The organism is Pseudomonas sp. 8(2025) (assembly GCF_052665325.1).
In genome coordinates, this window is sequence record NZ_JBQOIE010000013.1 from 55,399 (window position 1) to 70,995 (window position 15,597).

10 protein-coding genes are annotated in these 15,597 nt (G+C 65.9%); 4 read left to right on the forward strand and 6 right to left on the reverse strand.

Going from position 1 to position 15,597, the window contains the following annotated elements; all coding sequences use genetic code 11:
• Window positions 1–5 precede the first annotated feature (5 nt).
• On the reverse strand, window positions 6–368 hold the full coding sequence (locus tag ACUXVH_RS22960; protein WP_065363400.1) for a hypothetical protein: 363 nt from the start codon (window positions 366–368) through the stop codon (window positions 6–8).
• A gap of 233 nt (window positions 369–601) precedes the next feature.
• Between ACUXVH_RS22960 and ACUXVH_RS22965 the strand changes: the two genes are divergently transcribed.
• The 3 genes from ACUXVH_RS22965 to ACUXVH_RS22975 all read left to right on the forward strand — a co-directional run bounded on the left by ACUXVH_RS22965 (window position 602) and on the right by ACUXVH_RS22975 (window position 4,856).
• Complete coding sequence (locus ACUXVH_RS22965; protein WP_026020029.1) at window positions 602–1,900, forward strand: serine/threonine protein kinase; 1,299 nt, start codon at window positions 602–604, stop codon at window positions 1,898–1,900.
• A complete protein-coding gene (locus ACUXVH_RS22970; protein ID WP_011060040.1) occupies window positions 1,893–2,681 on the forward strand; it encodes an MlaA family lipoprotein in 789 nt (262 codons plus the stop codon). The genes ACUXVH_RS22965 and ACUXVH_RS22970 overlap by 8 nt, the downstream gene beginning before the upstream one ends.
• Before the next feature lie 141 nt (window positions 2,682–2,822).
• On the forward strand, window positions 2,823–4,856 hold the full coding sequence (locus ACUXVH_RS22975; RefSeq protein WP_065363399.1) for an FUSC family protein: 2,034 nt from the start codon (window positions 2,823–2,825) through the stop codon (window positions 4,854–4,856).
• 7 nt (window positions 4,857–4,863) lie between these two features.
• Here the strand turns inward: ACUXVH_RS22975 and ACUXVH_RS22980 are convergent, their stop codons facing one another.
• The 5 genes from ACUXVH_RS22980 to ACUXVH_RS23000 form a co-directional block, all read right to left on the reverse strand.
• Entirely contained in the window at window positions 4,864–5,787 is a 924-nt protein-coding gene (locus ACUXVH_RS22980) for a DUF808 domain-containing protein (RefSeq protein WP_011060038.1), read from the reverse strand.
• Between the two features lie 75 nt (window positions 5,788–5,862).
• A complete protein-coding gene (locus tag ACUXVH_RS22985) occupies window positions 5,863–7,314 on the reverse strand; it encodes an efflux transporter outer membrane subunit (RefSeq protein WP_065363398.1) in 1,452 nt (483 codons plus the stop codon).
• A 2-nt stretch (window positions 7,315–7,316) separates the two neighbouring features.
• Window positions 7,317–10,442, reverse strand: coding sequence for an efflux RND transporter permease subunit (locus ACUXVH_RS22990; RefSeq protein ID WP_065363397.1), 3,126 nt, complete (start codon window positions 10,440–10,442; stop codon window positions 7,317–7,319).
• On the reverse strand, window positions 10,432–13,533 hold the full coding sequence (locus ACUXVH_RS22995; RefSeq protein ID WP_065363396.1) for an efflux RND transporter permease subunit: 3,102 nt from the start codon (window positions 13,531–13,533) through the stop codon (window positions 10,432–10,434). Before ACUXVH_RS22995 ends, ACUXVH_RS22990 begins: the two co-directional genes overlap by 11 nt.
• A 10-nt stretch (window positions 13,534–13,543) precedes the next feature.
• Window positions 13,544–14,674, reverse strand: coding sequence for an efflux RND transporter periplasmic adaptor subunit (locus tag ACUXVH_RS23000; protein ID WP_065363395.1), 1,131 nt, complete (start codon window positions 14,672–14,674; stop codon window positions 13,544–13,546).
• A gap of 274 nt (window positions 14,675–14,948) precedes the next feature.
• Here ACUXVH_RS23000 and ACUXVH_RS23005 point away from each other — a divergent pair, with 274 nt between their 5' ends.
• Window positions 14,949–15,557, forward strand: a complete 609-nt coding sequence (locus ACUXVH_RS23005; protein WP_011060037.1) for a TetR/AcrR family transcriptional regulator — start codon at window positions 14,949–14,951, stop codon at window positions 15,555–15,557.
• Window positions 15,558–15,597 lie beyond the last annotated feature (40 nt).

Here is a 15,597-nt window from a genome sequence, read left to right on the forward strand (position 1 = left end):
TGCGGCTATGGCTTGCTGGCGCGTACCAGGCGCAAGCCGGCAATCACCACGGCAAATACCGCCAGGGTGGTGTTGTACAGGGCCAGGGCCGGGATGCCGATCAGCAACGCCAGTACGCCCAGCCCCCAACCGGCACGCCCGGGCATGACAAAACCCAGGAGCGCCACGGCCACCGCGCTCCAGCCCAGCACCTTGAAGTGAATCATCCAACCCAGGCTGGAGCGCAGCCCGCACTCCCAGCGGCTGGCAGCCTCGACACAGGCACCCACCCAGCGAGCATCCTCCATGAAGCCGTAGCGCAGGCCATAACTGGCGGCCAGCCACAGCGGCAGGACCACGAGCAGCAGAATCAGGGGAAGGCGGGACATGAAACACTCCGAACAGTCAAAACGGCGCCCAGCATAATCCCCCGCGAACGCTTGGCAAGCGCCAGGCGCAGATATCTGTCATGCAAATGGCGGCAAAGTGTATCGTCCGGCTACTATCACTTCCCAATAAGCCTGTCGCAGGCGTTATTTGTGCCCAACCATGGCACTTCGGCAGCAGCGCGGTGGTCATAGCCTGCGAACCTCATTCGGTACCTTCTTCTAGGGATACAGTCATGCTTCGTTCCTTGCGCTTCGCTGCCCTGTTTGGCGGCCTTATCCTGAGTGCGTCCGCGCTGGCGGTCGACGTCGACCCGGCCACCTATGGCTACCCGTTGACCAACCCCTTCGAAGCCACCATCGCCACCACGCCTCCGGAGTTGCGCCCGGAACTGCCCTCCAACGATGACATCCGCCAGTCTGACCACAGCCTGACGCTGCGTCCGGAACGGGAATTCATCCTCCCGGACAACTTCTGGGCGGTGAAGAAACTCACCTACCGCATTGCCACCCAGGACCACGCCGCGCCGCTGATCTTCCTGATCGCCGGCACCGGGGCGCGCTATGACAGCAGCCTCAACGAGTACCTGAAGAAGCTCTACTACAAAGCCGGCTACCACGTGGTGCAGCTGTCCTCGCCCACCAGCTTCGACTTCATCAGCGCCGCTTCGCGCTTTGCCACCCCGGGCGTGACCCAGGAAGACGCCGAGGACATGTACCGGGTGATGCAGGCCGTACGGGCGCAGAATCCCAAGTTGCCGATCACCGAGTTCTACCTCACCGGCTACAGTCTTGGCGCGCTGGATGCGGCCTTCGTCAGCAAGCTGGATGAAACCCGGCGCAGCTTCAATTTCAAGAAGGTCCTGCTGCTCAACCCGCCGGTCAATCTCTATACCTCGATCACCAACCTCGACAAGCTGGTGCAGACCGAGGTCAAGGGCATCAACAACAGCACTACCTTCTACGAACTGGTGCTGGGCAAGCTGACCCGCTACTTCCAGCAGAAGGGCTATATCGACCTCAACGACGCCCTGCTCTACGACTTCCAGCAATCCAAGCAGCACCTGACCAACGAGCAGATGGCGATGCTGATCGGCACCTCCTTCCGTTTCTCGGCGGCGGACATTGCCTTCACCTCGGACCTGATCAACCGCCGTGGCCTGATCACCCCGCCCAAATACCCGATCCGCGAAGGCACCAGCCTCACGCCGTTTCTCAAGCGTGCCCTGCAATGCGACTTCGACTGCTACCTGACCGAGCAGGTGATCCCCATGTGGCGCGCCCGCACCGATGGCGGCAGCCTGCTGCAACTGATCGACCAGGTCAGCCTCTACGCCCTGCAGGACTACCTCAAGGCCAGCCCGAAGATCGCCGTGATGCACAACGCCGACGACGTGATCCTCGGCCCCGGCGACCTGGGCTTCCTGCGTAAAACCTTTGGTGACCGCCTGACCGTCTACCCCCATGGCGGCCACTGCGGCAACCTCAACTACCGCGTCAACAGCGACGCCATGCTGGAGTTCTTCCGTGGCTAAACATCTCCTGCTTATCGCTGCGTTGCTCTGCGCAGGCTATGCCCAAGCCGACAACAGCAAGGCCAACATCCCCGTCACCCCCGACCCCGATGGCTTCACCGAGCCGTTGAAGAAGCTCAAGTTCAACCCGGGGCTGGACCAGCGCGAGTTCGAGCGCTCGACCTTGAACGCCCTGAATATCTACGACCCGCTGGAGTCGTGGAACCGCCGGGTCTACCACTTCAACTACCGCTTCGACCAATGGGTGTTCCTGCCGGTGGTGGACGGGTACCGCTACGTGACGCCGAGCTTCCTGCGCACCGGGGTCAGCAACTTCTTCAACAACCTGGGCGATGTGCCCAACCTGTTCAACAGCCTGCTGCAGTTCAAGGGCCAGCGCTCCATGGAAACCACCGCGCGCCTGCTGCTCAACACCACCATCGGCGTGGCCGGCCTGTGGGACCCGGCTACCAAGATGGGCCTGCCGCGCCAGAGCGAAGACTTCGGCCAGACCCTGGGCTTCTACGGCGTACCCGGCGGCGCGTACCTGGTGCTGCCGATCCTCGGCCCGTCGAACCTGCGTGATACCGCCGGGCTGGCGGTGGACTACACCGCCGAATCGGCGATCAACTTCCTCAATGTTTCGGAAGCCAGCAGCAACCACCCGGAAATCTGGGTCCTGCGCGGGGTCGACAAGCGCTACCAGACCAGCTTCCGCTATGGCCAGCTGAACTCGCCGTTCGAATACGAGAAAGTGCGCTACGTCTACACCGAGTCGCGCAAGCTGCAGATCGCCGAGTAACCCTGCCTCGCCCCGCCATCCGGCGGGGCGTCCGCTCCCCGTCAAAGCCCCTTCCTCCCCGCTCGTTGAAAAGCCGATTGGCACACCCTGGTAAAATCGATACGATGCTAATCATTAGCTAGCTATCGATGTGTCTGAAAGATGAAACTGCCGACCTTTTTCCGCGCCGATATCTGGCAAGCCCTCTTCGCCCCTGCCCCTGCCGACCTGCTGTTCGCCGCGCGCAACCTGATTGCCGGCGGCCTGGCCCTGTACCTGGCGTTCCGCCTGGATTTCGAACAACCGCAATGGGCCCTGACCACGGTGTTCATCGTCAGCCAGTCCAGCAGCGGCATGGTCCTGGCCAAGGGCGCCTACCGCCTGCTGGGCACCCTGGTGGGGGCCGTGGTGTCGATATTGCTGATCGCTACCCTGGGCCAGGCGCCCCTGCTGTTCCTGCTGGCCATGGCCCTGTGGCTGGCCTTCTGCACCACCGGCGCCTCGCTGCTGCGCAACCACGCAGCCTACGGTTTCGTACTGGCGGGCTACACCACTGCCATCATCGCCCTGCCCGCCACCGCAGCGCCCTTGCAGGTGTTCGACCAGGCAGTGGCGCGCTGTTCGGAAATCGGCCTGGGGATCATCTGCGCCGCCGTGGCCAGCCAACTGCTCTGGCCGCGCCGGGTGGAACAGGCGCTGGCGGTCCAGGGCCGCGCCGCCTGGCTGGCCGGGCGCCAGGCCGCAGCCTCGGAGCTGCTGGGGGAAGACCAGCGCAAGGGGCTGCTGGAAGCCCTGGGGCGTATCGTCACCGTGGATGCCCAACGCGATCACGCCTGGTTCGAAGGCCCGCAGGGGCGCCGTCGCTCCCAGGCGCTGCGGGTGCTGAGCCGCGACCTGCTGGGCTTGCTCCGGTCCGCCCGCGGCGTGGCGCGGCAACGGCAGATGCTCGACGCCGCCACCGCGCAGCAACTCCAACCCTTGCTCGGCGAGACCATCCAGGCCCTGCAGGCCGAACATGACGCCGCCCTGCCGCCCTTGCTCCAGCGCCTGCAACAGGCACTGCAGGACCCTTCGCTGTCCGCCGAAGGCCATCTGTGCCTGGTGCAACTGGCCCAGGTACTGGAGCGGGTGGAACAGAGCGCCCTGAGTGTCAGCGCCGTGGAACAGGGCCGGGTCCCGCCCGGCGCTCCCGGCGCCCTGTCCTGGCACCGGGATATCCAGCAAGGGGTGCTGGGAGGCTTGCGCAGCGCCCTGGCCTTTCTCGCCGTCGCCGGCTTCTGGCTGCTGTCCGCCTGGCCCTCGGGGCTGGGGGCCGTCTCCATCTGTGGCGTGGTGCTGAGCCTGTTCGCCGGGCGTGAGAACCCTGCCGCGTCCTGCCTGAATTTCTTCAAGGGCATTGCCCTGTCCATTCCCGTGGCGGCCTTCGTCGGCCTTGGCCTGCTGCCGGGCTGGGACGGTTTACCCCTGCTGTGCCTGGGGCTGGCAGTGCCGCTGTTCTGCGCTTCGCTGTGCATGAGCCGACCGAAGCTCGCGCCCGTCGCCTCGGCGTTCTGCATCTTTTTCGTCAACAACGTCGGCCCCAGCAACCTGATGAGCTACGACCTCGGAGCGTTCCTGAACAAGGCCATGGCCACCCTGATCGGTGTCGGCATCGCCGTGGTGGTGCTGCGCCTGGTCAGCCTCAACCCGGGCGAGCAGCACTACCGGCGGATGTTCAAGGCTTCGCTGTTCGATCTGGCGCAGCTCACCTCACGCCCGCCGGAGCAGGCCGAAAGCTGGTTCGGCGGGCGCATGGCCGATCGGCTGATCCGGGTGTCGCGGTATTGGCAGATGCAGCCCGAGAACCGCCGCAGTCACTGGGACAACGGCCTGCTGGGGCTGGACCTGGGAGATGAGCTGCTGCAATTGCGCAGTTGCCTGGACCCGGCCCGGGGCACCCTGGCCACGGAACGCGAGCATTATCTCGCGCACCTGGCGACGCTGCTCAGGCACGGCGGCCCCAGCGCCAACCGCAGCGAACAGCTGGATGCGGTCTCCGCGGCCCTGCTCAAGGCCCTGGATGGCGACCGCGACCTGCCCCTGCAAGCCCGGGAGATGGCCCGGGCGGCGATCCTGCAACTGCAGTTCACCTGGCGCCGCTGGTGCCGCCAGCAACAAGCGGCCGCGCTGCCGACCCCGGTGCCGGCAGCGGGCTGAGCGCCCGTCAGCCGCGCAGTGCACGCCAGGCCTTGCCCGCCAGGGTGACCGCCAGCAGCACCACGGCACCGGCAATGATCCCGGCCACGGCATTGAGCAGGGTCGGCATCAACGCCGATACCGGGCCTATGACCCCGGCGCTGCGCTCGGCCAGCCCTTCTATCAGGTGGTGCACGGCGGGCACACCGTGGGTCAGGATGCCGCCGCCGACCATGAACATCGCCGCCGTACCGATCACCGACAGGCTCTTCATCATCAGCGGCGCTGCCCGCAGGATCGCCCCACCGATGCGTTTGGCCAGGGCAGCGGGCTTGTGCACCAGCCACAGCCCCAGGTCATCGAGCTTGACGATGCCGGCCACCAGGCCGTAGACGCCGACGGTCATGACAATGGCGATACCCGAGAGCACCACCACCTGCTGGGTCAGGGAGGCCCCGGCCACGGTGCCCAGGGTGATGGCGATGATTTCCGCGGAAAGGATGAAATCGGTGCGCACCGCACCCTTGATCTTGTCCTTCTCGAAAGCCACCAGATCCACCTGGGGGTCGGCCAGGGCTTGCAGGGTCTGGGTATGTTCGGCCGCCACTTCGGCGTGGTGCAGGTATTTGTGCGCCAGCTTCTCGAAGCCCTCGAAACACAGGTAGGCACCACCCAGCATCAGCAGCGGGGTCACCAGCCACGGCGCCAGGGCGCTGATGGCCAGCGCCGCCGGCACCAGGATCAGCTTGTTGCGAAACGACCCCTTGGCCACCGCCCAGACCACCGGAATTTCCCGCTCGGCGCGGACCCCGGAGACCTGCTGGGCATTGAGCGCGAGGTCGTCGCCCAGCACACCGGCGGTCTTCTTCGCCGCCATCTTGGTCATCAAGGCCACGTCATCGAGTACCGCGGCGATGTCATCGATCAATACCAGCAAACTGCTTCCGGCCATGAACCTGGCTTCCCTGCATGGAAATAAGGCGCGCAGCATAGCGTGCCGGGCTTGTGCCACGCGAGATCCCGCGTGTCAGGGCAGGCTCGCGCCCGGCTCGTGCCAGCCGCCGCCCAGGCTCTGGAACAGGGCCACGCTGCCCAGGCTCAGCTGGCCCTGGGAATCGCGCAGGCTCTGCTCGGCCTGCAGCAGCACCAGTTGCTGGGTCAGCACGTTCTGCTCGCTGACGGTGCCGGCCCGCAGTTGGGCTTGCTGGCTGCCGAACAGTTGCTGGTTGCGCTGGTACATCTGCTGGTAGGTCGCCACTTGGCGCTGCAGGTGATTGACCGAGGACAACTGGTCCTCGACGTTCTGCAGGGCGCCAAGCACCGTGCCGCGGTAGTTGGCCACGTCCTGGTCATAGCTGGCCCGGGCCTGCTGCACCGCCGCTTCCCGGGCGCCGCCGTCGAACAGGGTTCCGGCCAGCGCCGGGCCCAGGGTCCAGATCCGGTTCGGTACCGAGAACAGCCCGCCCAGGGCGCTGCCGCGAAAGCCCACTTCGGCGGTCAGGTCCAGGGTCGGGAAGAATGCCGCCTCGGCCACACCGATCCGCGCATTGGCCGCCGCCGCGGTGCGCTCCGCCGAGACCACGTCGGGGCGGCGCAGCAACAGGGTCGAAGGCAGGCTCAGCGGCGGCTGCGGCGCATTGAAGCGGTAGTCGGCCTGCGGCGCCAGGCTGAACTGGGCCGGAGCCACGCCCAGCAGCACCGCCAGGGCATGCTCGAACTGCTCGCGGGAGATCTGCGCCGTCTGCAGGGCCGCCACCACACTGCTCAACTGATCCTGGATCAGCAGCAACTGATCGTTGGAGGCCGTGCCCTGGACGTAGGCGGCCTGGGTCATGTCCTGCAGGCGCTGGGTGATCCGCTGCTGCTCCTGGAGCAGGCGGATGTCCATATCCAGCTGACGCAGGCTCAGGTAGTTGCTCGCCACACTGGCGCTGATGGACAGCCGTACCCCAGCCAGCAGCGCATCGGAAGACTGGGCCAGGGCCTGGCTCGACTCGATGCCGCGGCGCACCTGGCCCCACAGGTCCGGTTCCCAGCTGGCCCCCAGGGTCGCGCTGACACTCTGCTCGACGCCGCCGGAACTGCTGGTGCCGGTACTCGAACCGCTACCGGCGCTGGTGCCGCCCACACCCCGCGAACCGGAAAGCCCGGCGCTAATCGTGGGAAACAGCCCCGAGCGGCTCGACGCCACCTGGGCCTGTGCCTGGCGATAGGCCGCCTCGGCAGCGACGATCGACTGGTTGGCGCTGGCCGAGCGCCGGACCAGATCGTTGAGCACCGGGTCCTGATACGCCAGCCACCACTGGCTGTCCAGGGCACCCTGGGGGTTGGCTACGGCGCGCTGCCACTGCCCGCCTTCCTTGAAGGCCATGGGCAACGGCATCTCGGGCTTCTGGTAGTCCGGCCCGACCATGCAGCCGCCGAGCAACACACACAGCAGTGCCACGGCCAGACGCCCCGGTACAGGTTGGCCACGCATAGTCATGCCTCCTTGACCACCCGGCGCAGGCGTTGGGACGCCCGGTCGAGCCACAGGTAGATAACGGGGGTGGTATACAGCGTCAGCACCTGGCTGAGCAGCAGGCCGCCGATGATCGAGATCCCCAGCGGGCGGCGCAGCTCCGAGCCGTAACCACTGCCGAGCACCAATGGCAAGGCGCCGAGTATCGCCGCCAGGGTGGTCATCATGATCGGCCGGAAGCGGATCAGGCAGGCCCGGCGGATCGCGTCCTGGGCACTGAGCCCCTGCTCCCTGGCCTCGGTGATGGCGAAGTCGATCATCATGATGGCGTTTTTCTTGACGATACCGATCAGCAGGATCACCCCCACCAGGGCAATGATCGACAGCTCGGTGCCGGTCAGCAGCAAGGCGATCAGTGCCCCGACCCCGGCCGAAGGCAGGGTCGAGAGGATGGTCAGCGGGTGCATCAGGTTCTCGTAGAGAATGCCCAGCACGAGGTACACCGAGACCAGCGCGGCAATGATCAGCAAGGGCTCGCTGGCTACCGAGGACTGGAACACCTGGGCCGTGCCGGCAAACTGCCCGACCACGCTGGCCGGCATGCGCAACTGCGCCACGGCCTGGTCCACCAGGGCCGTGGCCTGGCCGATGGACACCCCCGGCGCCAGGTTGAACGAAGCGGTCACAGCCGGAAATGTGCCCTGGTGGCTGATGGCGATGGCCGTGCGCTGCACCGACAGCTGGGCCACCGACGACAGCGGAATCAAGGTCCGTTGCGCATCGGCCGCCAGGTCCGGGCTTGCCGCGCCGCCCTTGCCGCTGGCCACCGCCCCGGTGGGCAGGTAGATCGAGTTCAGGGTCGAAGGATCGGTCCAGTACTGCGGAGCGATCTCCATCACCACATGGTATTGGTTGGCAGCCCGGTACAGGGTCGATACCTGGCGCTGGCCGAAGGCGTCGTACAGCGTCTGGTCGATGGCCGCCATGCTTACGCCCAGGCGCGCCGCGGTGTCGCGGTTGACCTGGACATTGGCCAGCAGGCTGTTGTCCTGCTGGTCGGTATTCAGATCCTTGAGCTGGGGCAAGCCGCGCAGCACCGCTACCACCTTGGGCACCCATTCATCGAGGTCGGCCTGGTCATCGGCGGTCAGGGTGTACTGGTACTGCGCGCCGCTCTGGCGTCCGCCCACGGTGATGTCCTGTACCGATTGCAGGTACAGCCGGGTACCGGGCATGTCGCCCAGGGTCCGACGGATCTGCGCGATCACCTGGTCGGCGCTGTCGTGGCGCTGGTTCAGGGGCTTGAGGGCAATGAACAGTTGCGCACTGTTGATCGCCCCGCCACCGCCGCCCCCACCCCCGACAAAGCCGCCGACCGTGTCGATATTGGGGTTGTGCATGACCTTGCGGTTGATCTCCATGAAATCCTTCTGCATGGCGTCGTAGGAAATGCTCTGGGCCGCCAGGATGCTGCCGGACAAGCGCCCGGTGTCCTCCTGGGGAAAGAAACCCTTGGGCACCAGCACGTAGAGCACACCGGCGAGCAGGATCACCAGCACCGTCACCAGGCCCATCAGCCGTGAATGGCCGATGACCCAGCCCAGGGTCCGGTCATAGAAGCGGTGCACCGGCGAATCCACGGTCTCGGCGCCTTCGGGTGCCTTCTGCCGGGTGCGCAGCAGCACGCTGGAGAGCATCGGCGTCACCGTCAGCGAGATCAGCATCGAGATGCCGATGGACACCGACAGCGACACCGAGAACTCGCGGAACAGACGGCCGACGATGCCCCCCATCAACAGCAGCGGAATGAACACCGCCACCAGCGACACGCTGATGCTGAGCAGGGTGAAGCCCACTTCCCGGGCCCCGGCCAGCGCTGCCTGCAGCCGCGATTCGCCCCGCTCCAGGTGGCGCATGATGTTTTCCACCACGACGATGGCGTCATCCACCACGAACCCGGTGGAAATGGTCAGGGCCATCAGTGACAGGTTGTTCAGGCTGTAGCCCAGAAAATACATGGCGCCAAAGGTGCCCAGCAGCGACAGCGGCACGACGATGGCCGGCACCAGGGTGCTGCGCCAGTCGCGGAAGAAAGCGAAGGTCACCAGGGTCACCAGCACGATCGAGGCGATCAGGCTCAGCTCCACGTCCCGCAGCGAGGCACGGATGGTGGTGGTGCGGTCCATCAGGATATTCAGGCGGATCGAGGCCGGGATCGACTCCTGGAGAAACGGCAGCTCGGCCTTTACCGCATCCACGGTGTCGATGACGTTGGCCCCCGGCTGCTTGAAGATCACCAGCAGCACCGCCGGCTTGCCGTTGAACAGGCCGAAGTTGCGCAGGTCCTCGACGTCCTCGTGGACGTAGCCCAGGTCGGCGATGCGCACCAGGCTGCCGTTGTTCTGCTTGACCACCAGGTCGGCGTAGTCGGCGCTCTGGTACAGCTGGTCGTTGGCGCCGAGCACATGGTTCTGCTGGCCGAGGATGATCGAGCCCTTGGGCAGGTTGACGTTGGCTGCGGCGATCACCTGGCGCACCTGCTCCAGGCTGACCCCGTAGTGATTGAGCCGGTCCGGGTTGAGCTCGACCCGCACCGCCGGCAGGGCGCCTCCGCCGACAGTCACATCGCCGACTCCGGTGGTCTGCAACAGCCGCTGCTCCAGCAAGGTCGAGGCCACGTCGTACATCTGCCCCGGCGAGGCGCTATCGGAGGTCAGGCTGATGATCAGGATCGGCGAGTCGGCCGGGTTGACCTTGCGGTAAGTGGGGTTGCCGGAGAGGTCACTGGGCAGGTTGGTACGCGCAGCGTTGATCGCTGCCTGCACGTCCCGGGCGGCACCGTCGATGTCACGGTTGAGGTCCAATTGCAGGTTGATCCGGGTCGCCCCCAGGGTGCTCGACGAGGTCATCTGGGTAACCCCGGCGATTTGCCCGAACTGCCGTTCCAGGGGCGTGGCCACCGAGCTGGCGACGGTGTGCGGGTCGGCCCCCGGCAGGGAGGCACGCACGCTGATGGTGGGAAAGTCCACCTCCGGCAGTGGCGCCACCGGCAGCAGTTTGAAGGCCAGGACGCCGAACAGCGCCAGCCCGGCGGCAAGCAACGTGGTGGCGATGGGGCGCTGGATGAACGGCGCGCTAAGGTTCATCGCCGATCCCCTGCGGCCCTTCCCCGTCGCCCTCCCTGCCACTGCGGCGCCCTGCCAGCCGCTCGCCCAGGCCGTGCATGGCGAGGAAGATCACCGGGGTGGAAAACAGCGTCAGCAACTGGCTGAGCAACAGGCCGCCGATGATCGCGATACCCAGCGGGTGGCGCAGTTCCGAGCCGATGCCGGTGCCCAGGGCCAGGGGCACCGCGCCGAACAGCGAGGCCATGCTGGTCATCAGGATCGGCCGAAAACGCAGCTCCGCCGCCTGGCGGATCGCCGCCAGTGGCGTCAGGCCGCCTTTGCGCGCCAGCTCAAGGGCGAAGTCCACCATCATGATGCCGTTCTTCATGACGATGCCGATCAGCAGCACGATGCCGATCAGGCCGATGATGTCGAACTGGGTCCCGGTGATCAGCAGCGCCAACAAGGCGCCCAGGGCCGCCGAGAGCAGGGTCGAGAGAATGGTCACCGGGTGCACGAAACTCTCGTAGAGAACCCCCAGCATCAGGTACACCACCACGATCGCCGCCAGCACCAGAAACACCTGGTTCGACAGCGAAGCCTCGAAGGTCGCCGCCGCCCCTTCCAGCGACGCCTGCACCGAGGCCGGCAGGCCGACCCGGGCCTCGATCTGTTGCAGCCGGGTCACCGCCGCTCCCAGGCTCTGCCCGGGGGCGAGGTTGAACGAGACATCGGCATAGGGAAACTGCCCCAGGCGGTTGATGGTCAGCGGCGCCCGCTGCACCTGCTGGGTGGCCATGCTGGACAGCGGCGCCACCCCGCCGCCGGGGATGTTCACGTAGAGCCCGGTGAGCAGGTCCGCCAGATTACGCGGTGGCCGGTCGGTGGCCATGACCACGTGATACTGGTTGAGCTGGGTATAGATGGTCGACACCTGGCGCTGGCCGAAGGCGTCGTAGAGCACATCGTCGATGGCCTGGGGAGTGATGCCCAGGCGCGAGGCGGTGGCGCGGTCGAAGTTCAGCTGGATCTGGTTGCCGAACTGCATCGCCTGGCTCTGCACATCGGTGAACATCGGATCCTGCTTCAGCGCCGCCAGCATCTTGCCGGTCCACAGCTCCAGCAGGTCCGGGTCGGTGGCCTGCAGGCCCAGGCGGTAGCTGGTGGTAGACACGGTGGCATCCAGGGTCAGGTCCTGGACCCCGTGCAGGTACAGGCGTATCCCGGCGTCATCGGCGTTGGCATCGGCCAGCCGGCGGATCACCACCGCGCTGCTGTCGCGCTGCCCGTGGGGCTTGAGGTTGATCAGCAGGTTGCCCTGGTTGAGGGTGGGGTTGGTCTGGTCGATGCCGACGAAGGACGACAGGCTCTCTACCGCCGGATCCTTGAGAATACGCGCCGCCAGGCGTTGCTGCTGTTCCTGCATCTGCTGGAAGGAAATACTCGGCGCCGCCTGGGAGATGCCCTGGATCAGCCCGGTGTCCTGCTCGGGGAAAAAGCCCTTGGGCATGATCATCAGGGTCGCCAGGGTCAGCACCGCCGTGAGCATCACCGACAGCAGGGTCAGGGTGCGGTGGGCCAGCACCCAGTCCAGGCCGCGCACATAATGCCGGTTGATACGGTCGAAGAAATCCGCGCGGCGCTCCTGGTGGCGACTCTTGAGCATGCGCGCGCACATCATTGGCGTCAGGGTCAGGGAGATCAGCGCCGAGATCACGATGGTCACCGCCACGGTCATGGCGAACTCGCGAAACAGCCGGCCCACCACATCGCCCATGAACAGCAGCGGGATCATCACCGCGATCAGCGCCACCGACAGCGAGATGATGGTGAAGCCGATCTGCTCCGCGCCCTTGAGCGCTGCCTGCAACGGTGGCTCGCCCGCCTCGATGTAGCGGGTGATGTTCTCGATCATGACGATGGCATCGTCCACCACGAAACCGATGGCGATGGTCAGGGCCATCAGGGTCAGGTTGTTCAGGGAAAAGCCCAGCGCATAGGCCACCGCCAGGGTGCCCACCAGGGTCAGGGGCACGGTCACCGCGGGAATCAGGGTGGCCGCGACGTTGCGCAGGAACAGGAAGATCACCAGCACCACCAGCAGCACCGCCACCGCCAGTTCGAACTGCACGTCGGTGACCGAAGCGCGGATGGTCTGGGTCCGGTCGGTGAGCACCTCGACCTTGAGGGTGCCCGGCAGGCTGGCCCGCAGCTTGGGCAAGAGTTGCTGGACCCGGTCCACCACGTCGATGACGTTGGCCCCGGGCTGGCGCTGGATGTTCAGAACGATGGATGGCGTGCTGTTGGTCCAGGCGGCCTGATGCGGGTTTTCCGGGCCCTGCACGGAACTGGCGATCTGCGCCAGGCGAATCGGCGCGCCGTTCTTGTAGGCGATCACCAGGTCGCGGTACTCCTGCGCCGACTGCAACTGGTCGTTGGCACCGATGGAATAGGCCTGGTAGCGCCCGTCGATATTGCCCTTGGCCTGGTTGACGTTGGCGGTACCCAGGGCCGTGCGCAGGTCATCCAGGGACAGGCCCAGGTTGTTCAGCGCCGAGGTATTGGCCTCGACCCGCACCGCCGGGCGCTGGCCGCCGCTGATAGTCACCAGGCCGACCCCGGAGATCTGCGAGATCTTCTGCGCCAGGCGGGTGTCGGCCAGGTCCTCGACCTTGGTCAGGGGCAGCACGTCGGAGGTCAGGGACAGGGTCAGCACCGGCGCGTCCGCCGGGTTGACCTTGCTGTACACCGGCGGGTAAGGCAGGTTGCTCGGCAGGAAGGTGCCCGCGGCGTTGATCGACGCCTGCACCTCCTGCTCGGCCACATCCAGGGACAGCGCCAGGTCGAATTGCAAGGTGACCACCGAAGCACCGTTGGAGCTGGTGGAACTCATGGACTTGAGCCCCGGCATCTCCCCCAGCTGGCGCTCCAGGGGTGCGGTGATCGACGAACTGATCACCTCCGGGCTGGCCCCCGGGTACTGGGTGTAGACCTGGATGGTGGGGTAATCGACTTCCGGCAGGGCCGAGACCGACAGCAGGTGATAGCCCAGCAGGCCCAGCAACAGCACCGCCACCATCAACAAGGTGGTGGCCACCGGCCGTTCGATAAAGGGGCGCGAGACGTTCATCGGCGCCGGCCTATTGAGCCACGACTTTGATGGCCGAGCCGTTGTCCAGCTTGTCCGCGCCCTCGGTAATCACCTGCTCGCCAGCCTTGACCCCGGCGTCCAGCACAGCCGTGACCTCGCCGCTGGCCGGCCCGCTCTTGATGTTGCGCAGGCCGGCCTTGGTGCTGCCGTCAACGACGAACACGAAGTCGCCCTTGCTGCCATGCTGAATGGCCCGGGTGGGCACCACCGGCACCTGCGTCAGGGTGTCGGCCCTGAGCCTGGCGTTGACGAACTGATTGGGAAACAGGGCCTTGCCCGCCCCCTCGAAGCGAGCCTTGACGTTGATGGTCCCGGTACTGGTGTTGACCTGGTTGTCCAGCGCCAGCAGGCTGCCGCTGGCCAGCAGGTTGTGCTTGTTGCGGTCATAGGCGAGTACCGGCACTGGCCCCTTGGCCATGGCCTGGCTGATCGCCCCCAGGTCATCCTCGGGCACCGCGAACACCACCTCGGCCGGCTCCATCTGGGTGATCACCACGATCCCGGTGGTGCTGGCGGTGGTCACGTAGTTGCCCGGGTCCACCAGGCGCAGTCCGGCCACGCCGTCCACCGGCGAGATGATGGTGCAGTAGCTCAACTGCACTTCCAGGTTCTGCACGCTGCCCTGGTCGGCAGCCACGGTGCCGGCCTGTTGCTGCACCGTGGAAACCTGGGTGTCGAGGGTCTGCTGGCTGACCGAACCGGCCTTGATCAGTTCGCGGTAGCGGGCCAGGTCGCGCTGGGCATTGTCCAGCACCGCCTGATCATGGGCCAGCACGCCCCGGGCCTGGGCCAACTGCGCCTTGAGCGCGCGATCATCGATCCGCGCGATGACCTGGCCCTTGCGCACAGGCTGGCCTTCCTTGAACTCGACGCTGGAAAGAATCCCGTCCACCTGGGTGATCACCGTCACGCTGCGGGTCGGCGTCACCGTGCCCAGGGCGTCGATGTAGACCGGCACATCCTGCAACTGCACCGCCACCGCCACCACCGGCTCCCCCACGGGTGCCGGCTTGACCGGATACCGCGGGCCGGACAGGTAGAACCACAGCCCCAGGGCCAGAGCTGCCAGTGCCAACAGGATGAGCCACAGAGAAACTTTGCCGCGTCTGCCTTTGTCCACGAGCGAGCATCCGATTCAGGCGGGTCCGGACCCGGTTGCGCAGCGCGATGAACGCCCCACCACAGGCTGATCACAGGCCGGCGAGCCAAGCACTGCCCTGAACTCTAGCAGCCGCCCTCTCGGGCGCCCGCCGATGCGTATTTTCGTTCAGCCACGGGACAGGCAAATCCGCCCAAGTGCAGGAAAACCGGGCCCGAGCCGGCATTCTTGAGCCTCGTACAAGGCCGGTGCTACCATGCGCAACCGCCCGAACAGGCAAGGAATCCCCTGGTTTATGAGCACCATCCGCGAGCGCAATAAAGAACTGATCCTGCGGGCCGCCAGTGAAGAGTTTGCCGACAAGGGCTTTGCGGCGACCAAGACCAGCGACATCGCCGCCAAGGCCGGGTTGCCCAAACCCAACGTCTACTACTACTTCAAGTCCAAGGAAAACCTCTATCGCGAGGTGCTGGAAAGCATCATCGAACCCATCCTCCAGGCCTCCACCCCGTTCAATGCCGATGGCGTGCCCAGCGAAGTGCTCAGCGGCTACATCCGCTCGAAGATCCGCATCTCCCGCGACCTGCCGTTCGCTTCCAAGGTCTTTGCCAGCGAGATCATGCATGGTGCGCCGCACCTGAGCCCGGAGCAGGTGGAACAGCTCAACGCCCAGGCCAAGCACAACATCGAGTGCATCCAGACCTGGATCGATCGCGGCCTGATCGCCCCGCTCGACCCCAACCACCTGATGTTCAGCATCTGGGCCGCGACCCAGACCTACGCCGACTTCGACTGGCAGATCTCGGTGGTCACCGGCAAGACCAAGCTCGACGAAGACGACTACGAAGCTGCGGCGCAGACCATCATCCGGTTGGTGCTCAAGGGCTGTGAACTGGATCGCTGATAGCGTTTTGGTACTTTCTGGTTTGTTTCCCGGCCCGCAA